Origin of the sequence: Micromonospora humidisoli (assembly GCF_016900955.1) — a bacterium.
Taxonomy (GTDB): domain Bacteria; phylum Actinomycetota; class Actinomycetes; order Mycobacteriales; family Micromonosporaceae; genus Micromonospora; species Micromonospora wenchangensis.
This window is the reverse complement of record NZ_JAFEUO010000002.1, coordinates 1,038,302-1,063,849: the sequence shown is the minus strand read 5'-3', so window position 1 is coordinate 1,063,849 and position 25,548 is coordinate 1,038,302. Positions and strand designations below refer to the sequence as shown.

25 protein-coding genes, 1 tRNA gene and 1 pseudogene are annotated in these 25,548 nt (G+C 72.8%); 14 read left to right on the top strand and 13 right to left on the bottom strand.

What is annotated here, in order from left to right; genetic code table 11:
- Nucleotides 1–87 precede the first annotated feature (87 nt).
- Entirely contained in the window at nt 88–933 is an 846-nt protein-coding gene (locus JQN84_RS10315) for a single-stranded DNA-binding protein (RefSeq protein WP_204958094.1), read from the bottom strand.
- Nucleotides 934–1,329: 396 nt separating this feature from the next.
- Here JQN84_RS10315 and JQN84_RS10310 point away from each other — a divergent pair, with 396 nt between their 5' ends.
- Nucleotides 1,330–1,752, top strand: coding sequence for an HPF/RaiA family ribosome-associated protein (locus JQN84_RS10310; RefSeq protein WP_204958093.1), 423 nt, complete (start codon nt 1,330–1,332; stop codon nt 1,750–1,752).
- A 101-nt stretch (nt 1,753–1,853) separates the two neighbouring features.
- Nucleotides 1,854–2,864: an alpha/beta hydrolase gene (locus JQN84_RS10305; protein WP_204958092.1), complete on the top strand. Its 1,011-nt coding sequence runs from the start codon at nt 1,854–1,856 to the stop codon at nt 2,862–2,864.
- On the opposite strand, the gene JQN84_RS10300 is transcribed toward JQN84_RS10305, so the two are convergent.
- On the bottom strand, nt 2,835–3,551 hold the full coding sequence (locus JQN84_RS10300) for a hypothetical protein (protein ID WP_204958091.1): 717 nt from the start codon (nt 3,549–3,551) through the stop codon (nt 2,835–2,837). The genes JQN84_RS10305 and JQN84_RS10300 overlap by 30 nt on opposite strands.
- Nucleotides 3,552–3,702: 151 nt before the next feature.
- Between JQN84_RS10300 and JQN84_RS10295 the strand changes: the two genes are divergently transcribed.
- The 3 genes from JQN84_RS10295 to JQN84_RS10285 all read left to right on the top strand — a co-directional run bounded on the left by JQN84_RS10295 (nt 3,703) and on the right by JQN84_RS10285 (nt 7,207).
- Nucleotides 3,703–3,775, top strand: a tRNA-Arg gene (locus JQN84_RS10295).
- Between the two features lie 141 nt (nt 3,776–3,916).
- Entirely contained in the window at nt 3,917–5,635 is a 1,719-nt protein-coding gene (locus tag JQN84_RS10290) for an ArnT family glycosyltransferase (RefSeq protein WP_204958090.1), read from the top strand.
- Nucleotides 5,636–5,785: 150 nt separating this feature from the next.
- Entirely contained in the window at nt 5,786–7,207 is a 1,422-nt protein-coding gene (locus JQN84_RS10285; RefSeq protein ID WP_204958089.1) for a hypothetical protein, read from the top strand.
- A 103-nt stretch (nt 7,208–7,310) separates the two neighbouring features.
- Here the strand turns inward: JQN84_RS10285 and JQN84_RS10280 are convergent, their stop codons facing one another.
- Nucleotides 7,311–7,880, bottom strand: coding sequence for a TetR/AcrR family transcriptional regulator (locus tag JQN84_RS10280; RefSeq protein ID WP_204958088.1), 570 nt, complete (start codon nt 7,878–7,880; stop codon nt 7,311–7,313).
- A 78-nt stretch (nt 7,881–7,958) separates the two neighbouring features.
- Between JQN84_RS10280 and JQN84_RS10275 the strand changes: the two genes are divergently transcribed.
- Nucleotides 7,959–8,912: a ketopantoate reductase family protein gene (locus JQN84_RS10275; RefSeq protein ID WP_307821132.1), complete on the top strand. Its 954-nt coding sequence runs from the start codon at nt 7,959–7,961 to the stop codon at nt 8,910–8,912.
- A gap of 141 nt (nt 8,913–9,053) precedes the next feature.
- Here the strand turns inward: JQN84_RS10275 and JQN84_RS10270 are convergent.
- A pseudogene (locus tag JQN84_RS10270) lies at nt 9,054–9,338 on the bottom strand (hypothetical protein); the annotation flags it as partial.
- An 8-nt stretch (nt 9,339–9,346) separates the two neighbouring features.
- The gene (locus JQN84_RS10265) at nt 9,347–9,523 is read right to left on the bottom strand and encodes a hypothetical protein (protein WP_204958087.1); all 177 of its coding nucleotides are present in this window, start codon (nt 9,521–9,523) and stop codon (nt 9,347–9,349) included.
- Between the two features lie 298 nt (nt 9,524–9,821).
- Between JQN84_RS10265 and JQN84_RS10260 the strand changes: the two genes are divergently transcribed.
- The 8 genes from JQN84_RS10260 (at nt 9,822) to JQN84_RS10225 (ending at nt 16,465) form a co-directional block, all read left to right on the top strand.
- A complete protein-coding gene (locus JQN84_RS10260; protein WP_204958086.1) occupies nt 9,822–10,706 on the top strand; it encodes a helix-turn-helix domain-containing protein in 885 nt (294 codons plus the stop codon).
- The gene (locus JQN84_RS10255; RefSeq protein WP_204958085.1) at nt 10,703–10,900 is read left to right on the top strand and encodes a DUF397 domain-containing protein; all 198 of its coding nucleotides are present in this window, start codon (nt 10,703–10,705) and stop codon (nt 10,898–10,900) included. Before JQN84_RS10260 ends, JQN84_RS10255 begins: the two co-directional genes overlap by 4 nt.
- Before the next feature lie 101 nt (nt 10,901–11,001).
- Nucleotides 11,002–11,541: a DUF4240 domain-containing protein gene (locus tag JQN84_RS10250; RefSeq protein WP_204958084.1), complete on the top strand. Its 540-nt coding sequence runs from the start codon at nt 11,002–11,004 to the stop codon at nt 11,539–11,541.
- A complete protein-coding gene (locus JQN84_RS10245; protein WP_204958083.1) occupies nt 11,538–12,386 on the top strand; it encodes an alpha/beta fold hydrolase in 849 nt (282 codons plus the stop codon). Before JQN84_RS10250 ends, JQN84_RS10245 begins: the two co-directional genes overlap by 4 nt.
- Before the next feature lie 154 nt (nt 12,387–12,540).
- Nucleotides 12,541–13,734 carry a sensor histidine kinase gene (locus JQN84_RS10240; protein ID WP_204958082.1) on the top strand — a complete coding sequence of 398 codons (1,194 nt, stop codon included), beginning with the start codon at nt 12,541–12,543 and terminating at the stop codon, nt 13,732–13,734.
- Entirely contained in the window at nt 13,724–14,977 is a 1,254-nt protein-coding gene (locus JQN84_RS10235; RefSeq protein ID WP_239484990.1) for a hypothetical protein, read from the top strand. The genes JQN84_RS10240 and JQN84_RS10235 overlap by 11 nt, the downstream gene beginning before the upstream one ends.
- Complete coding sequence (locus tag JQN84_RS10230) at nt 14,947–15,663, top strand: response regulator (protein ID WP_204958081.1); 717 nt, start codon at nt 14,947–14,949, stop codon at nt 15,661–15,663. Before JQN84_RS10235 ends, JQN84_RS10230 begins: the two co-directional genes overlap by 31 nt.
- 76 nt (nt 15,664–15,739) lie before the next feature.
- Nucleotides 15,740–16,465, top strand: coding sequence for a hypothetical protein (locus JQN84_RS10225; RefSeq protein WP_204958080.1), 726 nt, complete (start codon nt 15,740–15,742; stop codon nt 16,463–16,465).
- 439 nt (nt 16,466–16,904) lie between these two features.
- On the opposite strand, the gene JQN84_RS10220 is transcribed toward JQN84_RS10225, so the two are convergent.
- The 8 genes from JQN84_RS10220 to JQN84_RS10185 all read right to left on the bottom strand — a co-directional run bounded on the left by JQN84_RS10220 (nt 16,905) and on the right by JQN84_RS10185 (nt 25,546).
- Nucleotides 16,905–17,228, bottom strand: a complete 324-nt coding sequence (locus JQN84_RS10220; RefSeq protein WP_204958079.1) for a hypothetical protein — start codon at nt 17,226–17,228, stop codon at nt 16,905–16,907.
- 542 nt (nt 17,229–17,770) lie between these two features.
- On the bottom strand, nt 17,771–18,520 hold the full coding sequence (locus JQN84_RS10215; protein WP_204958078.1) for a lysophospholipid acyltransferase family protein: 750 nt from the start codon (nt 18,518–18,520) through the stop codon (nt 17,771–17,773).
- Nucleotides 18,521–18,542: 22 nt separating this feature from the next.
- On the bottom strand, nt 18,543–20,603 hold the full coding sequence (locus tag JQN84_RS10210; protein WP_204958077.1) for an amylo-alpha-1,6-glucosidase: 2,061 nt from the start codon (nt 20,601–20,603) through the stop codon (nt 18,543–18,545).
- Nucleotides 20,603–20,974, bottom strand: a complete 372-nt coding sequence (locus JQN84_RS10205) for an SCP2 sterol-binding domain-containing protein (RefSeq protein WP_204958076.1) — start codon at nt 20,972–20,974, stop codon at nt 20,603–20,605. Before JQN84_RS10205 ends, JQN84_RS10210 begins: the two co-directional genes overlap by 1 nt.
- A 182-nt stretch (nt 20,975–21,156) precedes the next feature.
- On the bottom strand, nt 21,157–21,573 hold the full coding sequence (locus tag JQN84_RS10200; protein WP_204958075.1) for a CBS domain-containing protein: 417 nt from the start codon (nt 21,571–21,573) through the stop codon (nt 21,157–21,159).
- A gap of 62 nt (nt 21,574–21,635) precedes the next feature.
- Nucleotides 21,636–22,661 carry an aspartate-semialdehyde dehydrogenase gene (locus JQN84_RS10195; RefSeq protein ID WP_204958074.1) on the bottom strand — a complete coding sequence of 342 codons (1,026 nt, stop codon included), beginning with the start codon at nt 22,659–22,661 and terminating at the stop codon, nt 21,636–21,638.
- A 249-nt stretch (nt 22,662–22,910) separates the two neighbouring features.
- Nucleotides 22,911–24,257, bottom strand: coding sequence for a M16 family metallopeptidase (locus JQN84_RS10190; RefSeq protein WP_204958073.1), 1,347 nt, complete (start codon nt 24,255–24,257; stop codon nt 22,911–22,913).
- On the bottom strand, nt 24,254–25,546 hold the full coding sequence (locus JQN84_RS10185) for a M16 family metallopeptidase (RefSeq protein ID WP_204958072.1): 1,293 nt from the start codon (nt 25,544–25,546) through the stop codon (nt 24,254–24,256). The genes JQN84_RS10190 and JQN84_RS10185 overlap by 4 nt, the downstream gene beginning before the upstream one ends.
- Nucleotides 25,547–25,548: the final 2 nt, after the last annotated feature.

Below are 25,548 nucleotides of genomic sequence, written 5' to 3'. Positions count from 1 at the left end.
CCGTCCGTACGAACCGGGACCGTGTCCCTTCCCCGGCACGGGTCCCGGAGCGCGCCCACACCCGGTGCGGGCGGCTGTGGAGCGATCTCAGGCCGGCACCGGGACCCGACCCCGGCCCCGCCTGCCCCGGCCCGCCGGACCGAGCGCCACCTCGCCCGGGGTCGGGACGACCGCACCTTCCGCACCGGCCGCCCCCTCGCCGCCCGGTCCGTCGTCCTCCGTACGGCTCCCGCCGCCCGGACCGCCCGCGTCGCCCGGCCGGTCCCCGCCGTCCGACCGTGCCGCCGGCCCGTCGTCGGGCAGCGGGGACAGGTCGTCGTCGGGTTCGTCGTCGAACGGGTCGGCCGCCGGCACGTACCCGCCGGCCGACAGGTCGTTCGGCAGGTACCCGCCGGCCGACAGGTCGTCGCCGGCCTGCGGGAGCCCGAAGCCGGGCAGGTCGAAGTCGTCGTCGAGGGGACGGTCGTCCGGCCCGACGGGGACCTGGTCGGCCGGCACCGGCTCGGTCGGCTCGCCGTGCACCCGCTGGGCCGCCGCCGCGTCCTCCACCGTGCTGGTGGCCATGCTCGGCCGGTTGCGCAGGAACCGGGACCGGCCCCGGGACAGGTCGTGCCCGACCGCGACCGCCTCCAACTCGTAGAGCACCCGGTGGTTGCCGGCGTCGTCGGTCCAGTCGCGGGTGTAGAGCCGTCCCGCGACCACCACCGGGTCACCGACCATGACCGAGGCGGCGACCCCCTCGGCCAGCTTGCGCCAGCAGTTGACCCGGACGCGCAGACTGTTGCCGTCCACCCACCGGCCGCTGTCCCGGTTGAGGCGGCGGGCGGTCGAGGCCACCTTGAAGTTGGCGACCAGGGTGTTGCTCTGCGCCGTACGACGCCACTGCGGCGCGGTCAGCACGTTGCCGACGATCGTGACGTAGGTATCGAACATCGTCCCCTCCCAGGGGCCTGTGGATGCGGTGGCGAGTCGACTCGGGACCGAGCCTGGCCGGTACGGCACGGTGGGGCGAGCCCCCGACCCCGTCCTGTGGACAACCGGAGTGCCTGTGGACGATCACCTGATCAAGGTCCCGGTGTGCTAGGCCATCAGGCCCTGGGGTGGCCCGACCTGCCGGGGCGAGGATCACAGGGCGGAGCCGATCCCACCCCTCGGGTCACGACGACACGGGGAAGGTGGCGTCACCCGGAGTGAGGTCGACCCCGGCTGGGTAAAGAGTTGATCACCCAGGCACCACCAGGCACGACGTCCGACGAGAAAGGCAACGCTGATGATTCGGACCCCGTTGCGTACGACCGGCTCCGTCCGCACCGAGCGGGAGGTGCGGCGATGAGCGCGGTGGCGAACCCGGCGACCGTGGCCGAGTGCCTGCGGATGGGCGCGGGCTTCTCCCAGGGCGACCGGAACTGGATCGTCGAGCAGTTCGGCACCCTGGACGCCCGGCTGGCCGCCTTCCACGCCGACGCCACCGAGCTGGAGGTGTCGGTCAAGGACCGGGAGGCGCGCGGGCAGAAGGTCACCCTGGAGTGCTGGATCGCCGGCCGGCAGAAGATCGTCACCACGTCGAGCGAGGAGGACCTGCGGGCCGCCCTCAACGACGCCCGCGACGACCTGCGCCGCAAGCTCAACGACGCCAAGACCAAGCAGGAGCCCCGGCACAACAAGCACATCCGGGAGATGGCCCAGCCCGTCCCCGCGCCGGATCTCGACGCCGACGACACCGCCGGCCGGCTCGACGCCGAAGCCGTCTGACCGACCATCGGGCCGTTCCCCTCCCACATCCGAGGGGAACGGCCCGATGCGGCACCGCGGGGGGCTACCGCCCGGTAGCCTGCGGGCGTAGCGTCGCGGTCGTGGAACAGGACGTGCTGGGGCCGCCGTACGAGCGGCAGACGATCGACCTGGGCACCGACGACGAGGGTCCGGTGGTCGCGACGCTGGTCCGACGGCGTGCCGACCGCCCGACCGGCCGGGCGGTGCTCTATGTGCACGGCTTCGTCGACTACTTCTTCCAGACCCACCTGGCCGACTTCTACGCCGAGCGCGGCTGGGACTTCTACGCCCTCGACCTGCGCAAGTACGGTCGCAGCCTGCTACCCCACCAGACCCCGAACTTCTGCCGCGACCTGAGCGACTACTTCCCCGAGCTGGACGCCGCCACGACGGTCATCCGGGACGAGGACGGCCACGACACCCTGCTCGCCATGGGCCACTCGACCGGCGGCCTGCTCATCTCGCTGTGGGCACACGCCCGTCGCGACGCCGCAGCGGTCGACGGACTCGTCCTGAACAGCCCCTTCTTCGACCTCAACGCCCCCTGGCTGGTCCGTCGACCCCTCGCGGCCGCCGTCTCCCGGCTGGGCCGTCGCGCGCCGCACCGCGTCCTCCCCTTCGGCCTGGGCACCGTGTACGGCGAGAGCCTGCACGCCGACCATCGGGGTGAGTGGACGTACGACCTGGCCTGGAAGCCGCTCGCCGGGTTCCCCGTCCGGGCCGGCTGGCTGGCTGCGATCCGCACCGCCCAACGGCAGCTCCGCGCCGGGCTGGACATTCCCGTCCCCGTGCTGGTGGCCTGCTCGACCCGGAGTTTCCGGGGCACCCGCTGGCACGACTCGGCCGCCCTGGCCGACGCGGTGCTGGACGTGGAGCACATGGTCCGCTGGGCACCCCGGCTCGGCCGGCACGTGACCGTGGCCCGCTTCGACGGCGGCAAGCACGACCTGGTGCTGTCCGGTCCCGCCGTCCGTGAGCAGGTCTTCACCGAGGTCGGCCGCTGGGCCGAAGCCTTCCTCGGTGCCGGCCCGACCCCGACCACCCCCACCGCCACCCCCACGTCAGGCTCGACGTTCGCCACCTCCGGGTAGGGCGGCGAGGACCCGGTCGAGGGTCGCCACCGGGTGTCCGTCCACGGACTGAACCTCCACGGCCGGTGCTGCCTCGGCGGGCAGGAGCACGCCGAGGCAGCGCAGGCCGATCTCCCCGGCGGCGTCGGGACGTACCCCGAAGACGGGAGCGCCGACGTAGCCGGCGGGCAGCGCGGCGGTGATCCGCAGCCGGTCGCCGTCGCGGACGGCCCGCTCGACGGCGACCTCCAGCGGTCGGCTGCCGTCGCCGCCGACGCCGAGGGCCAGCACGATCGCGGTGACCGGCCCGGCGGCGAACGCGGCGAGATCGTCCGCCGTGACGGCCACCGCGGCGGGCACCGGCTGCACCCGCCACCGCCAACCATGCCCGGCGGCGTACCCGTGCAGTTCCCTGGTGGGCAGGGCTGCCACGCCGACCTGCGGGTCCCGGGTCCAGCCGGTCGGAAGGTCCGCCAGCGGCAGCGACCCGCCCGCGACGCCGGCCGGCTCGGTGACGCTGGGCCGCAGGCCGAGCCGCTGCGCCTGCCCGGCGACCACGTCCGCGGTGAGCAGAAACTCGCCGGCCGGATGGCTGAGGAAGAAGGCGGTGCCCGGGTCGCCGGCCGTGTCGACCGGCAGGATGGCCCGACCCAGGAGCTGGCACAGCTCGTAGGCGACCTCGTCTTCGGCGTCGGGTTCCAGCAGCACGGACCCGAGGGTACGGCCCGCCGCGCCGGGCGGAAGAGGGGTGCCCGGATCGGGGGTGCCGTGGGACGCTGATCACGCGTGTCCGGATGCGACCCGTTCCGCCGTGCGGCGGGGGGTCGGCGGTACCCTCTTGGCGCGACACGTACGCCGCGCGCCCGTAGCTCAGCGGATAGAGCAGGGGACTTCTAATCCCAAGGCCGCAGGTTCGAATCCTGCCGGGCGCACAGGTACTTTCCCCTTCTGACCAGCTCGCGTGACGCCGTCCGTGCGGCTGCCCCGTAGCGATCCGTACCCGTCGTGCGCTGTGGCAGAATCGCCCGGGTGCCGCCCAACGGGGATGTGGACGCCGTCCGGAAAGGGGGGCCGTGGCAAAGCTGGTGGAAAGGAACAGCCCCGACGGGCGGGTGGGAAACGCGGGAGAGACGGCAGCGGGCTCCACTGCCGGGCCTGGTCTGCGGAAGTCACTTGCGTGCCGCGCGGCAGCGGTTGTCGGCCTTGCGGGCGTCCTCTACCGGGCGATTCTGATAGCTGTGGACGTTCCACCGGCCAACAGCGACGAGGGTACCGCCGGCCTGGCCGCTCTGCACATCGGAGAGGGCCGGGAGTGGCCGACCTTCTTCTACGGCCAGGACTACATGGGCACCTTCTATTCCTATCTTGCGGCCCCGTTGGTGCAGGTGTTCGGCACCCACTGGTGGGCCCTCCGGCTGCCGGCACTCGTCTTGTACGCCGTCTTCCTCGTCCTCGTCTTCCGGTTGACGCGCACCCTTTATTCTTCCTGGTTCGCCGTATTCGTCACGGGAGTCATGGCGTTCGGGTCCGACCGGGTGGTCAAGGATCAGATCATCGGGGCGGGCGGCTATTCCGACGTGGCCACCGCCGTTGCCGGTCTCATGCTGGCATCCGCACTGCTGGTCCTGCGGCCGGCGAAGCAGCGGACGACGCTCGTCGTATGGGGGTTGCTGGCCGGCTACATCGTCTGGACCCACTGGCTCGCCCTGCCGTACGTTGCCGCCGCCGTCCTGCTCGTGGCATGGGTGGGGCGAGCAGGGATGACGATCCGTGGGGTGGCCCTGGCGGTCTGCGGGTTTCTCCTCGGCGCAGCGCCGCTGATCGTGTTCAATCTTCGTCTCGACCGTCCCAACTCGTTTTCGGTGTTGCTGTCCCTGAGCGGCGCCACCGAGCCGGCCGCCTGGTCGGACAGGTTGCACGGCGCGGTCATCGTCGGCCTACCGCTCAGTTCCGGGTTGTGTGCGCCGAGCCGCTGTGCCACCTGGCAACTGTGGTGGGGACCGACCTATCTTGTCCTGCTGGTCGCGGCAACGGCCATCGCGGTCGCCGCATTACGTCGCGCCGACGACGGTGAATGTCGCGTGCACGCCAGCCGGCTGGCGCTCATCGCCGGTGCCGCGATGACCCTCGCCGCGTATGTCGCCAGTTCCTCGTCGGCGATGACGCCCGTGGAGAGCGCCCGCTATCTCCATTACGGGATGGTGTCGCTGCCAGCTGTTCTCTGGCCGCTGTGGGTGGGTGCGACCGCCCTGGTCGGCAGGGTCGGGTCCAGCGTCTCCGCCGATGATGGCGGAATCCGGCGACGGGTGACCGGTCGGAGCCGCAGCCGCGCATTCCTGGCCGCCGGTTGTGTCACGTTGGCCGGTGTGCTTTTCGCGGGCCTGTCGATCGCCACCGGGCAGCTGATCGTCCACCGGTCCCGGTACGCCGGGCAGGCCGACAATGAGCAGCAGCTTGTGGACAGTCTGCGGACGACCGGAGTCGGCCACGTCTATTCCGGGTACTGGACGTGCAACCGGCTCGCCTACCGTAGTCGGGAGCAGGTGCGGTGCGCCGTCCTCGACGATGACCTGTCGCCTGGTCTCGATCGCTATCGGCCGTACCGGGACCAGGTCCGCGCTTCCGCCCGGGTGGCCTACGTCCTTCCCGCTTCGAGCGCGATGTCGGACACCTTCGCCCGGTCCGCCCCCACGCTCGGCGTCGATGTGGTTTCCCGCTACGAGGTCGGCGGCTACCAGGTGTATGTCTGCCACACCCGGCGACCCCCTGCACCAGTGGTGACCGATCGGTGACTGCACGTCACCGATCGACAGGCAAGCGCATACCCAGGACCTGGGAATGACCTTGTTCACCATCCATCCACATTGATGTATGTCACGCAGCTCGTTTGGATGGACACGCACCGTCAACCGGCGGTGCCCGCCACCAATCGAGGAGCATCCTTGCCCCGGTCCCCGTTCCGGACCCGACGGCCGCGTACCCTCGCCGCCGTCACCGCCGCCACCCTGGCCACCGCCCTCGCGGTGCTCTCCGCCCCGACACCCGCCCTGGCCTGGGGGCCCGGCACCGAGCCGGCCCAACCGTACGCGCAGCCGAGCATGCCCACCGTGCCCAAGCGCGGCTGCCAGTCCACCGTCGCCAATCCGGCGGCACCGACCGGCGCGACCCCCGCCGTCCAGGTGATCTACGCGTGGCACGACGGCGTCGGCAACAACTACGAGGCCAACGTCGAGTACATCGCCAAGGTGGTGGACCGGATCGACTGGGCGCTCGACGAGTCGACCAACTACGACCAGCACTACAACTTCAGCTGCCGTACGGGCTACGACACCAGCACGTACGCCGGCTACGCCCGCGCCCTGGTCGTGCCCGAGAAGATCGACGCCGGGGCGAACCCGAACACCCCCGCCAGCACGGTCCGCAGCGACCTGATCTCCGCCGGATACCAGGACAGCAACCGGATCTACCTGGTCTTCACCGACTTCGCGTCGAACTCCGACGCCTACCAGTGCCCGACCGGCGGCAACTCCAGCGGCGTGCACTGTTCGGCGGTGACCGAGTCGTGGACCACCGGGGTCGCCGGGCACGAGCTGCTGCACGTGCTCGGTGCCGGGCACGCCTGGATGGCCGAGACGGGGGCCTCCTACGTCCCCGACATCATGTACGGCTGGTGGGACAACTGGAACACCGATCCGGGGTTCCGCAGCTACTACGACCCGAGTGAGCTGTCGGCCAGCTTCTACATCGACCCGAGCCCGTCGACGGCGAAGGTGAACGTGGCGAACCACCCGATGCTGACCGCCCCGGTCTGCTGCGACGTGGGCGCGAACAACGACCTGCTCACCGCCGAGCAGCGGACGGTCGAGGCGGCCACCCCGGGCAGCAGCACGTCGACGTTCACCACGTCGGGCGGCTGGCACCAGGTGACGCCCGCCTGCGGCATCTCGACGAACTCCTGCACCTACTTCGACGGTCGCCGGTCGGTCCAGCTCAACACCTACACCGGGCCGTCCAACACGTCGTCGATCTCGCTGACGAACCGGGCGACGGTCACCGCCGGCCGGACGTACAAGCTGTTCACCAGGTTGCGCAGTGGCACGGCGGTGAACACGCAGCTCCAGCTCGCCTGGTACAACTCGGCCGGCACCCTGCTGTCGACCAGCACCGGAGCGACCGACACGCTCGCCAGCAACTGGTTGGAGTACCGGACGACCGCGACCGCCCCGGCGAACGCGGCCAGCGTGCGGATCACCGTGAACGTGCCGCCGCAGTCCACCACCGGCAACCAGGCCATCAACCTGGACAGCCTCCAGCTCAACGACTGTACGGCGAACACCGGCGGCACCTGCCGCTACGACACCTGAGCCACCGGCCGGGTACGGGCGGCCACGAGCCACCCGTACCCCGCCCCGGCCTCCTGCGCGGCCCGCGTTCCCCCGCCACCGGCGGTGGGGGCGCGGGCCGCGCTCATCGTGCCGGTCGGCGCAGGCCGTCGAGGACGAGGGTGATCACCCCGTCCGCGTCGGGCCGGTAGGCCGGGTGGCCGTACGCCGCGCAGATGCCCTGGATCGCCATCATGACCGCGCCGGCCCCCACGTCGTCGCGGATCTTCCCGGCCCGGACGGCGGCGGCCAGCAGGTCGGTGACGGCCCGGCCGAGGGCCTCGGCGCCCTCGGCGAGCGTGCCCGAGTGGGCAGCCATCAGCGTGGACAGGGTGCGGGCGAGGCCCTCGTGGGCGTGCAGGTGCGCCACCATACCCCGCAGGAAGGACTCCAGCGCTTCGTCGGCGGGCAGGGTGGCCTGCGCCTCGCGGGCCCGTTCGCACATCGCGTCGAGTTCTTCCCGGTAGACCGCCTCGGCCAGGGCTTCCCGGGTGGGGAAGTGCCGGTAGAGCGTGCCGGTGCCGACGCCGGCCAGCGTGGCGAAGTCGTCGAAGCGCAGGTCGTAACGGCCCTCGGCGAACAGTTCGCGGGCCTTGGCGATCAGGGCGTCGCGGTTGCGGCGGGCGTCGGCGCGCAGCGGCTTGGCGTCGGTCATGTGGGGGCCTCGCGTTGACAAGTGGAGACTGTCTCCATATTTTGGAAGTGGAGATGGTCTCCGATTATAGCTCCCGAGGTGCTTGTGAAGATCCTGATGTTCGGTCGTGGCGTGATCAGCGCGACGTACGGGTGGGCCCTGGAACGGGCCGGGCACCACGTGGAGTTCTACGTCCGCCCGGGGCGGGCGGCGGCGTACGGGGAGGCGATCGACCTCGACCTGCTCGACGCGCGGCGGCGACCCTGGGGCCGGCGGGTCGCCGAGAAGTGGCCGGTGCGCTACCGCGAGACGCTGGAGCCCGACCACGACTTCGACCTGATCGTGCTGAGCGTGCAGCACTACAACTTCGCCGAGGCGGCGGCCTTCCTCGGGCCCCGGGTGGGCGCGGCCACGGTCCTCGTCTTCAACAACCTGTGGGTGGAGCCGCTGACCGCGACCGCGCACCTGCCCGCCGACCAGGTGACCTGGGGCTTCCCCGGGGCCGGCGGCGGTTTCGGCGACGACGGCGTGCTGCGCGCGTCCCTGCTGCCCGTGGTCTTCCTCGGCACGCTCGACCGGCCGCCGACCGACCGCGAGCGGGCCGTGCGCCAGGTGTTCCGGGCGGCCGGGTTCCGGGTCCGGGAGAACGCCGACTTCCGTGGCTGGCTGTCGGTCCACTTCGCCCAGAACGCCGGCCTGCACACCCAGAGCCTGCGGCGGGGCACCCTGTCCGCCCTGACCACCGGTGACCTCCGCGAGGCGATCCGCGCCACCCGCGAGCTGCTGCCGCTGATCGAGGCGCGCGGCGTCGACCTGCGGCGGCACCGCGCCGAGCTGCTGCCCTTCACCGCACCCGTCTGGGTGGCGGCACCGGCGATGTCCCTGCTGCTCAACCGCTTCCCGCCGATGCGCCGGGTGACGGCAGCGCACGCCAACCCCGAGGAGCTGCGCGCGGTCTGCCGCGACACCCTGGCCGAGGCACGCCGGCTGGGCATCCGGGTCCCCCGGCTGGAGGCGGCCGAACCCTACTTCGCCGCCACCACGACCCCCTGACTCCCGTCACCCGCCACCGGCCGCACCCCGTCCACCCGGCGGCCGACGCCCGGCCGACGCACCGGCCGCATTCCGTCCACCACCCGTCGACCGGCGCTCGGGCGACGCCCCGGCCGCAGCCCGCCCACCGTCCGCCGGCGGCACCCCCGCCGGCCGGGGCCCCCGCCGCATGTTCGGCGTCACCCCCGCCCGGCCCGGTGCGCGCGGCACCGGCGCGGGCCGCACCATCACCAACCCCGCCGGCCGTACGAAGATCGAGCGCCGGGCCACCGCGTCTCCCCTCGCGTCGAGCTGGTAGACGTCGAGCCAGCACCACCCGTCGTAGGTGATCCAGTCGAGCACCCGGATCACCCGGCACCTGATCGGTCTGACGAACTGCACACTGGCCGCCCGGCCCACGTCCACCAGGTCACCCGCCTTCGGCAGCGGCGCCTTCACCGCCACCCCCAGACGTGCCGGAACCTGCGCCACTGCCTGATCCGGTGCCGGGCGGCCTCCGCCACCGGGCAGAACCCGGCCTCGGCGCACCTCACGCACCGCCGGTGTCGGTGCTGGTCCAGGCAGTCCCAGGCCAGCCGGACCAGCAGCGGCACCTCGCGGCGGGCGGTCACGACGCCACCCCGGGCCGGGCGTCGCGCTCGTCGCTGACCCACATCGGATGTCCTTTCCGGAAATAGCGCCGCCCCGCCCGCGCGCTATTCGCTACGAGCGGGACAGCGGGCTATTGTCGACGCCATTTCTGACGCCCCGGATCACCGTCCGGCGATTCACACCCTGCGACACGACCGACACCTTGCGCAACAACTCCCCTCCCCCCTAATCTCGGGTCGAATTGACGCACGAGGGACGGAGGACAGAAATGGCACAGGGGAAACAATTGTCGTTGCACCAGGGGTGCGGTGATGTTGCATGACGGAGGAAACAAGCGGCTCCACCGTCCCCCGGCGACAGCTCGGCCGGCTGCTCACCCAGCTCCGCGAGGACGCCTCCGTCTCGCTGGACCGCGCGGCCGAGGGGCTGGACTGCTCCCGGCAGAAGGTGTGGCGCATCGAGAAGGGCCTGGTGCCGGTGCGGGTGGTGGACGCCCGCGCCATGTGCGCGATGTACCGGGTGCCCGAGGAGATGACGTCCATCGTCACCGGGCTCGCCCGGGAGACCCGCGCCAAGGGCTGGTGGCATTCCTACGGCGACGTGGTCCCGTCCTGGTTCTCGCTCTACGTCGGCCTGGAATCGTCGGCCACTCTCATGCGCCGATACGATTCGGAACTGATCCCGGGCCTGCTCCAGACCCGCGAGTACGCGGCGGAATTGTTTCTTCGCAAGAATCCCACCATGAGCCCGGCGGAGCGCGAGAAGCTCGTCGAGGTCCGCATGCAGCGCCAGCACGTCCTGACCCGCCGGCTGCCCAGCGCGCCCACCCTCAGGGTGGTGCTGAGCGAGGCGGTGCTGCGGCGCACCCTGCCCGACCGGCGGGCGATGGCCGGGCAGCTGCGGCACCTGCTCGACCTGGCCACCCTGCCCAACGTGAGCCTGCGCGTCCTGCCGTTCACCGCCGGCCCGCCGCTGGCCAGCGAGACGGGCACCTTCGTCCTGTTGGACTTCCCCCAGGCGTTCGGGCGGGCATCGACGGAGCCGACTACCGTCTACCTGGAGAACATCACCGGCGCGCTCTATCTGGACAAGCCGGCGGAGGTCGCCGCCTACGACCGCGTCTGGGCCGACCTGGAGACGCTCGCGGCGGACGAGGCGGCAACCGAGAAGCTGATCACTGCGATCATCGAGGAGTGGGCATGACTGACCTGGCCGGGGCCGTCTGGCGCAAGAGCACCCGCAGCGGCGGGAGCGGCGGCGACTGCGTCGAGGTGGCCGACAACCTGCCCGGCCTGATCGGCGTACGGGACAGCAAGGACCAGTCCGGCCCGGCGTTACGGTTCGCCCCGGCCGCCTGGTCCACCTTCGTCCGCGCGGTACCCCGCCGGCCGCGTTGAACCCCGTCGGGGTCGCCCGCCCGGGTGGGCGGCCCCGACGTCCCACGTCGGCGGCACGGCGTCGCCCGGAGAACGTCGGGGCGGCCCGCTACCGTGCTGCCATGAGCGACACGGAGACCGCGAACCGCCTGCCCACGGCCGAGGAGGAAGCCCGGTTCTGGGCCCTGGTGGAGGCCGCCTGGGAGCGGCTCGGCCCTAAGCCGGCCGCGCTGCGCCGGGCGCTGCTCACCCGCGACCGGGCCGCCTCCGACGACGACGCGTACGCGTTCGACGGCTGGCGGGACGCCTTCCTCGACCAGTTGGGCCAGCTCTGCGCCGACCTGTCCAGCCCCGAGCTGACCGCCCTCGACCGGGTCGTCGAACGCAAGCTGTACGACATCGACCGCGCCGACGTGCACGCGGTGGTCGACGGCTCCGACGACGGTTTCCTCTACGCCCGGGGTCACGTGGTGGCGCTGGGTCGGGAGTTCTACGCCGCGGTCCGGGCCGACCCGACCCGGGCGGTGCCCGACGCCCACCTCCAGGGCATCTGCTACTTCTTCGCCCACCTGCACGACAAGCGGTTCGGCGACTGGCCCCGCACCGGCTCCGGCATCTCCCGCGAGTCGTTCAGCAACCCGGCGGGCTGGGTCGGCCAGTGAGCCGCCCGGCCGTACCGAGCGAGCGCGACGTGCCGCTGCCGGACGGCGGCACCCTGCACGTCTACGACACCGGCGACGACGGCACCGGCCGGTTGCCGGTGGTCTGGCACCACGGCACCCCCAACATCGGTGCCCCGCCGGCCCCGCTGTTCGCCACGGCCGACCGGCTCGGCCTGCGCTGGGTGTCCTACGACCGCCCCGGCTACGGCGGTTCCACCCGACGCCCCGGCCGGGACGTGGCCTCGGCCGCCGCCGACGTCGCCCGGCTCGCCGACGCGCTGGGCCTGGACCGGTACGCCACCGTGGGCCACTCCGGCGGTGCGCCGCACGCGCTGGCCAGCGGCGCGGTGCACCCCGACCGGGTGGTCGCCGTCGTCGCCGTCGCCGGGCTCGCCCCCTACGGTGCGGCCGGCCTTGACTGGTTCGCCGGGATGACGCCGTCCGGGCAGGCGTCGCTGCGGGCCGCCACGCAGGGCCGGGCGACCAAGGAGCGGCACGCCGTGTCCGACACCGACTACGACCCGGAGTTCACCCCGGCCGACCTGGCCACCCTGGCCGGGTCGTGGGCCTGGCTCGAGGAGGTGGTGGGTCCGGCGGTGCGGGGCGGCCCGGACGGCCTGGTCGACGACGACCTCGCCTACGTCAACCCGTGGGGCTTCGACCCGGCCCGGGTGACCGTGCCGGTGCTGCTGCTGCACGGCGGGCGGGACCGGGTGGTGCCGGCCAGCCACAGCCGTTGGTTGGCCGGGGTCTGCCCGGCGGCCGAGCTGCGGATCACCGACGACGACGGGCACCTGTCGGTGCTCGGCGGCGCACCGGCCGCCCTGGAGTGGCTCCGCCGCTGACCGACGCCGGGCCATGCCCGATTCGTTCACCGAACGCAACGCGACACGCCGCGCACCAAAGGTGAACAGTTAGGGCAGGTCATGTTATTCTCCGGCTTCGATGCACCGCCGAGCAGACCCGGACGGGTCACCGCCCGAAGGACGCACTCCCCCGATGTCGGCCCTACCCGCTCCGACCTCGTCACCGTCGTTACTGGAGCGGCCGGCCGGTGGCGCGCTCCAGCTCATCTTCACCACCCTGCCGGCACTGCTGCGGCTGACCTGCGGGCTGTTCGGTGCGGTGACCGCGCTCGCGGTGCGTACCCCACCGGTGCGGGTGCCGCTGCTGCTGGCCGCCGTGGCCGCGCTCACCTGCTGGTCACTGTGGTACGCGACGCGGGCCCTGCGGGTCGGCATCGGCCCGGGGCTCGTCGCCGGGGACGTCACGGTCACCGTCGCCGCGAGCCTGCTGGCCCCGCTGCTGGTCGCCCCGGAGGTGCTGCCCGGCGAGGGTAGCTGGCTCGCCGTGCTGGCCAGCACCACCGTGATCAACGCGCAGGCCACCGCACCGGCCCGCTGGTCGGTGCCGGCGGGCCTGCTGGTCACCGCCGGCTACGCGGTCGGCACCTCGGCCGCCGGCAACACCGTCGAGGCCGGCGCGCACGCGGCGACCCTGCTCATGCAGACGGCCTGCGCGGCGATGATGGCGGCGGTGATGCGCCGCTGGATCGGCCGGGCCGACACCTCCTTCGCCGACTTCCAACGCCTGCGCCGGGACGTGGTGCTGGCCCGCACGGCCCGCGAGGTCGAGCGGCGGCAGAACCGGGACCTGCACGACACGGTCCTGTCCACGCTCACCATGGTCGGTCTGGGCGCCCTGCCGGCCGGCTCGGCGGCGTTGCGCGACCGGGCCGCCGCCGACCTGCGTACCCTGGTCGGCCTCGCGCACGCCCGGTCCACCCCGGCGGGCGAACCGGGCGACGCCGGCCCGGTCGACGTCGACGCCGGCCTGCGCACGCTGCTCGTCACCCACCCGCAGTTGCGGGTGACGGCCACGCTGCCGCCCTGCGCGGCACCGGCGGGGGTGACCGCCGCCCTGGTCGACGCCACCGCCGCCGCGCTGGCCAACGTGGCCCGGCACGCGCCGGACGCCGCCGTGACCCTGCGGCTGAGCCGCGACCACAGCGGCATCGTGGTCGAGGTGGTCGACGACGGTCCCGGTTTCGACCCGGCCACCATCCCCCTGCACCGGTACGGGGTACGCGAGTCGATCCGGGGCCGGATGGCCGAGGTCGGTGGCCGGGCGGTGGTGACTTCCGCCCCTGGCGTGGGCACCCGGATCAGGCTGGAGTGGCCGAATGTCGACTGACCTCGGCGCGACCGACCTCGGACCGACTGGCCCCGGCCCGACTGACCTCGGCGCGACCGGTGCCGGCGCGACCGCGTCGGCCCGCGTACCCCGGCCGGCGCAGCGGGCTGCGGACCCGGTGGGGGCCGACGGCCCGGCGGTGGACGTGGGCCGGGCCTCGGACCGGGGGGCCCGGATCGCGGCGGTGGCCATCGCCCTGGTGTGGCACCTGGCGATCGGGTTGCCGGCGGTGCTCGGCGCCTGGTCGACGCTGGCGACCCCCACGGTGGTCGCCGCGGGCTGGCTGGCCGCCTGCGCCCTCGGCGGGTACGCCGCACACCGGCTGCTGCACGGCCTGCTGCCTCCGGCGCTGCCGCTGGCGGCGGCCCTGCTGACGGTCGACGCGGCGGTCTTCGCGGCGGCCGGCCGGGAGCAGCTCTTCGCCGCCGCGAACTGGGCGTGGACGGGGCTGGCCTGGTTCTTCGTGGTGGTGCTCTGGGGTCGCCCGATCCGCTGGATGATCGTCCTATTGGCCGGGCACGCGGTGATCGCGCTCGCCGCGCTGGTCGGTGACGGGGCGACCGCCCCCGCCGACCTGACCCGCTTCACGATGTACGTCTACGGCACCTCGTCGCTGCCGGTGGCGGTCTTCACCGGTGCGGCGGTGATCGCCACCCTCGCCCGGGAACGCGCCGACACCGCCACGGCGACCCTCGCCGTCCGCGCCGAACGGGACGCCGCCGAACGGGCCTGGGCGGACCGGCGGGCCCGGCTGGCGCTGGTCGGCGGGGCCGCCGAACAGGTGTTGGCGGAACTGGCCGACGGCCGCGCCGACCCGGGCGACCCGTTCGTGCAACGGCGGTGCGTACTCGCCGCGACCCGGCTGCGGCGGCTGATCGCCGAGTCCGACGACGTGCCGGACCCGCTGCTGCACGAGTTGCGGGCCGCCGCCGACCTGGCCGAACGCAACGGGTTGCCGATCGAGCTGATCGCCATCGGCACCCCGCCGCCGCTGCCGGTGGAGATCCGTCGACGGCTCGCCGATCCGCTGGCCACCGCCCTGGCCGATGCCACCGGTTGGGCACGACTGACCGTGGTGGCCGGCCCCGACGAGGTGGCGGTCAGTCTGGTCACCCCGGACGGCCAGGGCCCGGGGGCGGCGGATCCGCCGACCTCCCGGGCCGGCGACGACGACCAGGTGGAACACGTACATGAGCGGGACGGGGAGATCAGGTGGACGCAGACCCGATGGCGCAGGCCATGAGCGGGGAGCGCCCGGTCGGTGTGTCGATCGTCGACGACCATCCGGTGGTGATCGACGGTGTGCGGGCCTGGCTGTCCACCGAGCCCCGGCTGCGGGTGCTCGCCACCGGCGACGACCCGGACCTGGTGCTGCGGGCCGCCCCGGAGGCCGACGTGATCCTGCTGGATCTGCGGCTACGCGGGAAGATGGTGCTGGACAAGCTGGCCGAGCTGAGCGCCGACGGCCGGCGGGTGGTGGTCTACTCCGAGCACACCGACCCGGCGACCATGCTGGCCGCGCTCGACGCCGGGGCGACCGCGTTCCTGGCCAAGCACGAGGGGCGGGAACACTGCGTGGCCACGGTGCTGGCCGCCGCCAACGACCGCCCCTACGTGCCGCCGGCCCTGGCCGGGGCGATGGTGGGCGATCCGCGCCCGGACCGTCCGGCCCTGTCGGACAAGGAACGGGAAGCGCTGCTGCTGTGGTTCCAGTCGATGTCGAAGGCGTCGGTGGCCCGCCGGATGCAGATCAGCGAGCACACCGTCAAACAATATGTGGACCGGGCCCGGATCAAGTACACCCGGGCGGGTAGGCCGGCCGCCACGAAGGCGGCGTTACTGGCCCGGGCGATCGAGGACGGTCTCATCCGGCCGGAGGAGATCGGCATCTACCGGTCACAGGCGTCGTACGACCGGCCGACCCCCTAACGGGTGTCATGACAGCCCGTCACGCCTCGGCGAGGCTGGGACGCCAGGAGACCACTGCGCGGGGGAGGTCGTGACGATGCGCGAGAACATGTCCCCGTTCTTCATCGCACCGCACCGGTTCGATGCGCCGGAGGACGATTCCGCTCCCGTGCTCGACAGGCGTTACGAACTCGTCCCGGAACCCGGCGAGCGGGTGCTCGGCCGGTACCCGACGTCGGTGGCCGGCTGCCTGATCAGCCCGACCGGGGCGCGACGGCACTGGGTGCTGCCCGGCCCCGCCTCGATCACCGTCACCGACCGCCGACTCGCCTACGTCTGCCTCACCGGAGACCTGGCCCTGGTCGCCGGGAAGATCGACGCGACGGGGGTCCGGCACCGGCGCAACGTCCGGCTGCCGCGCCTGGTCAGCGGGCAGGTCCGCTGGCAGTGGCCGTCCCGGTTGGAGCTGCGCACCACCGGCCGGTCCACCGCGCAGGGCACCGCCGAGGCGGAACTGCTGGTCGTCTGCGACGCGCTGCGGACGATCCAGCAGCCGGCCCTGGCGCTGGGCGGCGCGGTCGGGCCGGTGACCGAGCTGGCCCGGCTGATCCGCCGCACGGTGGCCTGCTTCCGGGTCACCCATCCCGAGCTGGTGGAGCTGGCACCGCCGGAGCGGGACGTGCTCATCCGTCGGGCGACCGCCCCGCCGCTGACCGGTGAGGCGCGGGTGACCCTGCCGGGTTCGCTGCCGGTGGAGTTCCTCTCCCGCGACGACTACTACCGCGCTCCCGCGCCCGCCGGTCGGGACGCGGTCGGCAGCTGACCCTGGCCCCGCCTCACCTGACCCCGCCCCGCCCCACCTGGCCTGGCCCGACCCGACCTGGCCCCACCCGACCTGGCCTGGCCCGACCTGGCCTGGCCCGACCTGGCCTGGCCCGACCTGGCCTGGCCCGACCTGGCCTGGCCCGACCTGGCCTGGCCCGACCTGGCCTGGCCCGACCTGGCCTGGCCCGACCTGGGCCGGGGCTGTTCTGGCGGGGGCTGGGGCTGGGGCTGGGGCGGGGCGGGGGCTCCCGCTGACCGTCGACCGGGACGCCGCCCGCGCCGACGCCGCCCGGCGTCGCTTCCCGCCTGAGGCGGCACCCGAGGCAGGATAGGGGTCTCGGGGCGCGAGGCAGGGTCGGGGCGCGAGGCAGGGCAGGGGCGCGGCGTCGTGGTCAGCCCGCCGGCGGCGCGGACGAGATGTCCGGCAGGTATACCTCTCAGCGTCCTTTCGACCTGATGACGTTGACGAATCGCCGAAGGTTGCCCTTCAGGTCACGGACGGTGGATGGCGGTTGCATCACGAACTTGTCAGTGGTGGGCGTATATCGGCATCCCCCACAGATGTCGAGCCGCCGCGCCGACCAACCCGACCAGGTCAGACCGTCAGCCGCGTCGACCAACCCGGCCACGGACCTGCAAGCTGGGTCGACCAGCTCGGCCAAATCGGACCAGCCAGCCAGGTCGACCAGCCCGGCCGGTCGGATCAGCCAGCCGCGATCGACCAGCCCGGCCAGGTCGGACCAGCGGGCCGGATCAGCCAACCGGGCCAGGACAGTCAGACCAGCGAGCCGTCGACCAGCCCGACCAGATCGGACCAGCGGGCCGGCCTGACCAGCCCAGCAGGATCGGCGGGCCGGCTTGACCAACCGGGGCGGGTCAGACCGGTCAGCCGGCTTGACCAATCCGGCGGGTCGAGATCAGCCGGTCACGCCGATCGGGTCGGTCGGACCGGAAAAGCCTGAGTCGCTGACGTCATCAGCTCGAAAGGACGCGAACCCACTATCCTCTCCGCCGATCCCTCCGACCCCATACGCCCGAAATATCCGCAACATCTCCGTCCCCGCCGCCTCTCCGCCCGCGCCGCCGCGCAACGGCAACGGCAACGGCAACGGCAACGATGGGCAACGGGCCTGTCGAGCGGCGGCCGGAAGGACGGTCAGGACCGTAGCCAGGAAAAAGCCAAGCGACAGCGAAGGACAGAGGGGCAAGGAAGAGCAGTGGGGCGGGGAAGGGCCGAACGGCAGGACGACCGCCCGAAATACGCCGGGCGGCGGGAGGCCGGGCGGGGAAGGGGACGTGACGGTCAGGAGGCGGTCGAGCGGCGGGGGCGGCGGTCCAGTTCGGCAGCCTCCTGGGGGGTGGGCGCGGTGCCGCCCAGGTGCGCCGGCTGCCACCAGGAGTCGTCCGGGCCGGCCGGCTTGTCGGGGTACTCCTGCTGGGCCCGCTCGACGAGCGCGGTCAGCCGGGTCTTCAGCTCCGCCGTCATCGTGTTGGCATCCGGGTACGCGCCCGGGTCCATCGGCTCGCCCAGCAGGATGGTGATCGGGGTGTGCCGTCGGGTCAGCGTCTTCGGCCGGCCCTTGGTCCAGAGCCGCTGCGTCCCCCACAGCGCCACCGGCACCAGCGGCACCCCGGCCGTCTGCGCCATCCGGGCCGCCCCGCTCTTCAGCTCCTTGACGGTGAAGGAACGGCTGATCGTCGCCTCGGGGAAGACCCCCACCACCTCGCCGCGCCGCAGCGCGTCCACCGCCGTGTTGTACGAGCCGACCCCCGCCGCCCGGTTCACCGGGATGTGCTTCATGCCGCGCATCAGCGGGCCGGACACCTTGTGCGCGAACACGTCGTGCTTAGCCATGAACCGCACCAGCCGCCGGGACGCGTGTGCCCCGTACCCGCAGAAGATGAAGTCGAGGTAGCTGACGTGGTTGCTGGCCAGCACGGCCCCACCGGTACGCGGGACGTGGTGGTTCCCGTCGACGGTCAGGCGCAGGTCGAGGACCCGGAACAGCGTCTTGGCAGCGGCGATCACGGGCGGGTACACGAGTTCCGGCATCCGCGTACTTTACCCCGCACCGTCAGTCGGCCAGTTTGTGCAGATCGAGGCGGCCCCGGGCGAAGGCGTCCACCCACCCCCAGCGACCCGGGATGTCCAACACCTCGATCCGTCCCATCCCGACCGGCAGCACCGGCTCCACCGCCAGGTGCCCCTCGTGCGGCTCCAACCCGAGCATGGTGCGCAGCAGCAGCAGCGGCGCCCCCGTCGACCAGGCCTGCGGGCTGCACGCCGTCGGGTACTCGACCGGGAACTTGGTCTGCTCCCGAGGGTAGCCGCCGAACGCCTCGGGCAGCCGCCCGTCGAAGTACGTCGCCGCATCGAGGATGCCGCTGGCGATGGTGGCGGCCTCCTCGGCGAAGCCGTACCGCCGCAGCCCCCAGGCGATGAACGAGTTGTCGAACGGCCAGATCGTGCCGTTGTGGTAGCCGATCGGGTTGTACCGCACCTCCCCCTCGGCAAGGGTGCGCACGCCCCAACCGGTGAACAACCGGGGCCCGACCATGTGCTGGGCGATCTTCTCGGCCCGGTCGTGGTCGACGATCCCGCTCCACAGCAGGTGCCCGATGTTGGAACTGAGCACGTCGCACTGCCGGCCGTCCGGGTCCAGGGCCAGCGCGTAGAACTCCCCGTCAGCCACCCACCAGTCCCGGTTGAAGCGTTCCTTCAACGCCGCGGCCTCCTGCTCCAGCCGGTCCGCGAACGCCGGGTCACCCCAGAACTCCCGGGCCATCCGGGCCGCCCGCAGCTTCGCGTCGTACGCGTAGCCCTGCACCTCGCAGGTGGCCCGGGGGAACGGCGGCAGGCTGCCGTCGGCGTACGAGATGGAATCCCAGGAGTCCTTCCAGCACTGGTTCTCCAGCCCGGTCTCCGTGTTGCGCCGCTCGTACCAGATGTAGCCGTTACCAGCCAGGTCGGCGTAGTCGTCGATCCACTTCAACGCCGCCCGGCACTCCCGTTCCAGCTCCTTGACCAGGGCGACGTCACCGCTCCACCGTTCGTACTCGTCGAGCAGCACCACGAACAGCGGGGTGGCGTCCACCGAGCCGTAGTACGGCGAGTGCGGCTGCTCCTCGAACGCGGCCGTCTCGCCGTAGCGCATCTCGTGCAGGATGCGGCCCGGGTCCTCGTCACGGAAGTCGTCGAACCGGCTGCCCTGAAGCGAGGCTAGGATGCGCAGCGTGGTCTTGGACAACTCCGGCGCGAACGGCAACACCTGCAGGCAGGTCAGGATGCTGTCCCGGCCGAACATCGTCATGAACCAGGGCAGGCCGGCGGCGGGCAGGGTCTGGCCGCCCAGCGACAGCGGCGCGAACCGCAGCGCCGCCAGGTCGATCAGGCTACGCCGGTAGGTGGCGGCCACCCGGTCGTGCTCGCTGTTGACCTTCGGGGCCTTGGCGATCCACTCTTCCAGGTCGTGCTGGAGGGCGAGCCGTTCGTGGCCGTGCGCCGTCACCCCGAGCCGCAGGTCACGCCCGCCGGGACCGACCGCGAAGGTCTGCACGTCGATCTCGGCGTTCCACTGCTCGTTGGGCTCCAGGTGCACCGAGTACGCGAACCCGTTGCGGTCGTACCGCGCCGGCCGGGACGACGAGATGGCCGTCTCCCGCACGAAGTTGCCCCGCCGGTAGCCCAGCCGCAGCCGGTCGGACTCGACCTCGGCGTACAGTTCGCCCTTCTTGTTCAGGATCTCGTCCTTGACCTGGAAGAGGTCGGCGAAGTCGGCCCCGGCGTCCATCCGGATCTCCAGGTCGACCGCCTTCTCGTCGTGGTTCAGGATGGTCAGCTTCTCGCGGAAGCTGCCGCCGACCGCGCGCTCCCGGATGATCGACAGCTTGGCGTCGACGTAGTGGGTGGCCATCCCCGGCACCAGGAAGAACCGCGCCTCGTAGTACTGGAGGTCGTCGTAGGACAGCGCGTTGAGCCGTTCCCCGTTGATGGTCAGCACCCAACGGGACAGGAACCGCATGTCCAGGGAGAACAGCCCCGTCGGTTCGGTCGGCGTGGCCTCGATGTCACCGGTCTCCTCGGAGACGACGAACGTGTTGCCGTCCAGGATCCGGATCGTGTTGCCCTGTGCCATCACCGCACCTCCCGATGGTGGAGCCGGCGCGGCCCCTGTGCGTCCGGGGACCCGGGGAAGATCCGTTCGATCTGCACCACCAGCCGGGCGTCACCGGTGACCGTCATGTCGCCGCGCAGCACCGCCGCCAGGCCGTTCTCCCGCCCGGCGGCCATCTCCTCGAACAGCGCCGGCGTGGTGCCGATGACCGTGTCGGCCTCCCGGTCCTCCTGGCTGACCGTGAGCCTGCCCCGGTCCACCCGCAGCAGCCAGTGGGTGGTCTGCGCCCCCTCGTGCAGGTCGAAACGTACTGTCCCGGCCGCCTTGTTCAGCAGCGGCTCGTGATCCCGCCGGTTCAGGCTCTCGAAGAACCTCGTGGTCGCGTCCACCATCGGGCCCTCTCCCCCGTCGTCGCCTCGACCTGCCGGTGCCCGGCATCGACCTGCCGGTACCCGCACGGGGGTCCCCGCCCCGCCCGGGGTCAACCTCGCCCGGATCGGGTGAACCCGGCAGGCACGCACGACGACGCCGGCCCCCGGGAGGTCCCGGAGGCCGGCGTCGGACAGGGCGGACGTCAGTTGTTGGGGTCGTCGGCGCTGACGTCGGCGAGCACCGACTGGGGTTCCCGTTCCACCGCGAGGTCCCCCATCGACACCAGACCCACCAGCCGACCGTCGTCGATCACCGGCAGCCGGCGTACGGCGTAGGTGCGCATCAGGTCCGCGGCGGCGACCGCGTCGTCGTACTGGCTGACCGTGATCACGTCCCGGCTGGTGATCTCGTTGAGCCGGGCGCGGTTCGGGTCGAGATCCTCGGCCACGCCCCGGACGGTGATGTCCCGGTCCGTCACGATCCCCACCACGTCGTCACCGTTGGTCACCACCACGTCGCCGATGGCGCTGTCCCGCATCTCCTGCGCGGCGGCGGCGAGGGTGTCGTTGCCGTCCATCGTCACCAACCGGGTCGTCATAAACTCTCCGACCGTTGTCATGGTGCTCCCCTCTCGGTGTCGGCACCGCGGTCTACCCGCCGCCCCCGAGCAGGTAACACTGCTCAGCGCCGCTCGGCGGCGACCAGCTCGGCGAGTTGCACGGCGTTCAGCGCGGCGCCCTTGCGCAGGTTGTCGTTGGAGCAGAACAACGCCAGGCCGTGCTCGACGGTCTCGTCGGCGCGCAGCCGGCCGACGTAGGTCGGGTCCTGACCGGCCGCCTGCAACGGCGTCGGCACGTCCGACAGCGCCACCCCGGGAGCGCCGTCGAGCAGTTCCCGGGCCCGCTGCGGGGTGATCGGCCTGGCGAACCGGGCGTTGATCTGCAACGAGTGGCCGGTGAACACGGGCACCCGGACGCAGGTGCCGGAGACCTTCAGCTCGGGGATCTCCAGGATCTTGCGGCTCTCGTGGCGCAGCTTCTGCTCCTCGTCGGTCTCGAACGAGCCGTCGTCGACGATCGAACCGGCCAGCGGGAGCACGTTGAAGGCGATCGGCCTGGCGAACGAGCGCGGCGCGGGGAACTCGACGGCCGACCCGTCGTGGGTCAGCGCGGTGGCCCCCTCGACGACCTTGCGGACCTGCTCGTCCAGCTCGGCGACACCGGCCAGGCCGGCCCCGGAGACCGCCTGGTAGGTGGCGACGACCAGGCTGACCAGGCCGGCCTCGTCGTGCAGCGGGCGCAGCACCGGCATCGCGGCCATCGTGGTGCAGTTCGGGTTGGCGACGATGCCCTTCGGCCGGTCGGCGAGCGCGTGCGGGTTGACCTCGGCGACGACCAGCGGCACCTGCGGGTCGGTGCGGAACGCCGACGAGTTGTCGATCACCACCGCGCCGGTCGCGGCGACCCGGGGGGCCAACTCCTTCGCGGTGCCCTTGCCGGCGGAGAACAGCACGATGTCCAGCCCGGAGTAGTCGGCCGTGGCCGCGTCCTCCACGGTGACCTCGCCGTCCCGCCAGGCCACGGTGCGCCCGGCCGACCGGGCCGAGGCGAACAACCGCACCTGCTCCGCCGGGAACTCGCGTTCCGCCAACACCTGCCGCATGACCCCACCGACCTGGCCGGTGGCTCCCACAATGCCGATCCTCATGCCCGCGAGGCTACCCAGCCGCAGGCCCGGACCGGGAAGCCTTTCCCACCGCCCGGGTCGCCGCCGGCCCGGCCGGTCACCGCCCGGGCCGGTCGCCGTGCCGCAAAACCACCCGACGGTACGCCCCGCAGCCCTGGAAGATCGGCCGTGGCGGGGCCGTCCGGCCGCAGCATCCGCACCGCAGGCCCGGCCCGGCGCTCCCGGGGCGGCGCGACCGGAATCACACCGCCCCGGTCGCGCCGACGCCGGTCAGCCGACGTGGTCGGTCACCTCGCCGAGCCCGGAGGCAACCAGTTCGTCCCGGATCGCCGCCGCGTCGCCCTCGATGACCAAGGTCAGCGCCTCCGGGTGCAGGTGGGTGGCGGCGGCTGCGGAGACCTGCGCGACGTCGGCGGCGAGCAGCGCCTCCCGCAGCCGGGCGTGGTAGTCGTCGGGCAGGTCGTGCACGACCAGGGTGGTCAACGCCGAGGCGATCGCCCGGGGGCTCTGCAACTCGACCGACAGCTGCCCGGCCCGCCAGGACCGGGCCACCGCCAACTCGTCCTCGGTCACCCCGCCCGCCCGGGTACGGCTGATCTCACCGACCGCCTCGACCAGGGCCGGCGCGGTCACCGCCGTCTGCACCCCGGAGCTGACCGCGAACCGGCCGAACCGGCGGGACGAGGCGAAGTCGCCCCGGATGCCGTACGTGTAGCCGCGTACCTCGCGGATCAGGTGGTTGAGCCGGGAGGTGAACGCCCCGCCCAGCACGGTGCCGGCGAGTGTCATCGGCACGTGGTCGGGGTGGGCGCGGTGCGGCGCGGGATGGCCCAGCCGCAGCGTGGACTGCACCGACCCGGGCCGGTCCACCAGGATGATCCGCCGGCCGGCGGGCAGCGGCACCTCGATCGGGCCGCCCCGCTCGGCGGGGCCGCCGCCGGTGCCGGCGAACGCCGCCGCGCCCAGCGCGTCCAGGTCGAGGCGGTCCAGGTCCCCGGCGACGATCAGGGTGCCGGGGCGCAGGAACCACTCGGAGTGGAAGACGGTGACGTCCTCCACGTCCAGCCCGGCCACCGAGCCGGGGTCGCCGTAGAGCGGGCGGCCCCACCGGTTGTCCGCGCCGAACAGGTCGGCGCGCAGCACCGCGTCGGCGCGCGGGCCGGGGTTGGCCCAGTCCATCCGCAGCGCGGTCGCCTCGTCGTCGCGCACCCGACGGACGTCGTCGGGGTCAAGCCGGGGTGTGCGTACCGCCTCGGCGAGCAGTTCCACCGCCGCGTGGAGCCGGTCCACCGGCACCTGGACGCTGACCTGGAAGCTGTCCCAGTCCAGACCGGTGGCCAGTTCGGTGCCGAGGCCCTCGACGGCGAGTGCGAACCCGGTGGCGTCCCGCTGCGCGGTGCCCTCCTCCAGCGCCTTGGCCAGCACCGCGCCGAGGCCCTCCTTGCCTACCGGTTCCCGGCCGGCGCCCGCGTCGAGCAGCAGCAGCGCGACGGCGAGGGTCTGGCCGGGCAGGTGCGCGGCGACGACCCGGCCACCGGCGACGTCCCGCCGGACCACGGTCGGGAACCGGTACGGGCGGGCGGTGCCCGGACCCGGCCGGGTGGTGATCAGCGTCATCGGGTCTCCTCCGGCAGGTAGGTCAGGGTCACCCGGTCGGCCGGGGTGAGCAGGTCGGCGGCCAGTTCGGCGATCTGTCCGGCGGTCACCGACAGCCAGCCGGGCAGCCGGTCGGCGGTCCTCGCCGGGTCGCCGAACTGGGTGGCGTACCGGCCGAGCGCGTCGGCCCGGCCGTCCACGGTGGACATCTGCCGCCACCAGGCGGTGCTGAGCAGCGCCTTGGCCCGGTCGAGTTCGGCGGCGGTGACCGGCACGGTGGCGAGTTCGTCGACCACCTCGGCGACCCCGGCGGCGAGTTGGTCGGCGCTCACCCCGGGGCGGGCGGTGGCGGTGGCGATCACCGGTGCCGGGGCGTGTGCCAGGTCCACCCCGTACGCTCCGACCAGGTCGGGTTGGGCGAGCCGTTCACCGTCGGCGAGCCGCTGGTAGAGCCGGCTGCCCCGGCCGCTGCCGAGCACGGTGGCGGCCACCGTGGCCACGTCGTAGCCGGTGCTGCCGAACGGGTGGGTGCGGTGCGCGACGTAGACCCGGGCGGCCGGCACGTCGGCGGTGACCGTCTCGACGGCGGGTCGGCCGGTGCCGGCGACGGTGTGCCCGTCCGGCGCGGCGGGGATGTCGCCGCGGGCCGGGATCGCCCCGAAGTACCGCTGCGCCAGCGTGAACACCTCGGCGGCGGTGGCGTCGCCGACCACGGTCAGCACGGCGTTGTCGGGCGCGTAGTACGTCTGGTGGAACGCCTGGAAGGTGGCCAGGTCGGCGGCGTTCAGGTCGGCCATCGACCCGATCGTCGCGTGGTGGTACGGGTGCCCCGGCGGGTAGAGCAGCGGGAGCAGCCGCAGCCAGGCGTCGCCGTACGGGACGTTCTCGTAGCGTTGCCGCCGCTCGTTCTTGACCACGTCCCGCTGGTTGTCCAGGGTCTCCTGGGTGAGCGCGGGGACCAGCCCGCCCATCCGGTCGGCCTCCAGCCACAGGGCCAGTTCGAGGTGTTCGGCCGGGACGGTCTCGAAGTAGTTCGTCCGGTCCGGGTTGGTGGTGGCGTTGAGCGAGCCACCGGCGCCCTGGATCAGTTTCATGTGTTCGGTCTTGGCGACGTTGACCGAGCCCTCGAACATCAGGTGCTCGAAGAGGTGGGCGAAGCCGGTCTGTCCCGTCGGCTCGTGCCGGGAGCCCACGTCGTACCAGAGGTTGACCGCGACCGCCGGGGCGGTGCGGTCCTCGCTCACCACCACGCGCAGGCCGTTGTCCAGTCGGGTCGTCTCGATGGGCCAGGGGTAACCGCTGTCGGGCATGA

Coding starts and splice junctions, on each gene's coding strand:
- JQN84_RS10255 (WP_204958085.1), top strand. CDS start 10,703: ATGACTGACCTGGCCGGGGCCGTCTGGCGCAAGAGCACCCGCAGCGGC.
- JQN84_RS10215 (WP_204958078.1), bottom strand. CDS start 18,520: ATGCCGGAACTCGTGTACCCGCCCGTGATCGCCGCTGCCAAGACGCTG.
- JQN84_RS10190 (WP_204958073.1), bottom strand. CDS start 24,257: ATGACGCTGATCACCACCCGGCCGGGTCCGGGCACCGCCCGCCCGTAC.
- JQN84_RS10225 (WP_204958080.1), top strand. CDS start 15,740: ATGCGCGAGAACATGTCCCCGTTCTTCATCGCACCGCACCGGTTCGAT.
- JQN84_RS10310 (WP_204958093.1), top strand. CDS start 1,330: ATGAGCGCGGTGGCGAACCCGGCGACCGTGGCCGAGTGCCTGCGGATG.
- JQN84_RS10240 (WP_204958082.1), top strand. CDS start 12,541: ATGTCGGCCCTACCCGCTCCGACCTCGTCACCGTCGTTACTGGAGCGG.
- JQN84_RS10185 (WP_204958072.1), bottom strand. CDS start 25,546: ATGCCCGACAGCGGTTACCCCTGGCCCATCGAGACGACCCGACTGGAC.
- JQN84_RS10260 (WP_204958086.1), top strand. CDS start 9,822: ATGACGGAGGAAACAAGCGGCTCCACCGTCCCCCGGCGACAGCTCGGC.
- JQN84_RS10210 (WP_204958077.1), bottom strand. CDS start 20,603: ATGGCACAGGGCAACACGATCCGGATCCTGGACGGCAACACGTTCGTC.
- JQN84_RS10195 (WP_204958074.1), bottom strand. CDS start 22,661: ATGAGGATCGGCATTGTGGGAGCCACCGGCCAGGTCGGTGGGGTCATG.
- JQN84_RS10280 (WP_204958088.1), bottom strand. CDS start 7,880: ATGACCGACGCCAAGCCGCTGCGCGCCGACGCCCGCCGCAACCGCGAC.
- JQN84_RS10250 (WP_204958084.1), top strand. CDS start 11,002: ATGAGCGACACGGAGACCGCGAACCGCCTGCCCACGGCCGAGGAGGAA.
- JQN84_RS10200 (WP_204958075.1), bottom strand. CDS start 21,573: ATGACAACGGTCGGAGAGTTTATGACGACCCGGTTGGTGACGATGGAC.
- JQN84_RS10235 (WP_239484990.1), top strand. CDS start 13,724: ATGTCGACTGACCTCGGCGCGACCGACCTCGGACCGACTGGCCCCGGC.
- JQN84_RS10205 (WP_204958076.1), bottom strand. CDS start 20,974: ATGGTGGACGCGACCACGAGGTTCTTCGAGAGCCTGAACCGGCGGGAT.
- JQN84_RS10315 (WP_204958094.1), bottom strand. CDS start 933: ATGTTCGATACCTACGTCACGATCGTCGGCAACGTGCTGACCGCGCCG.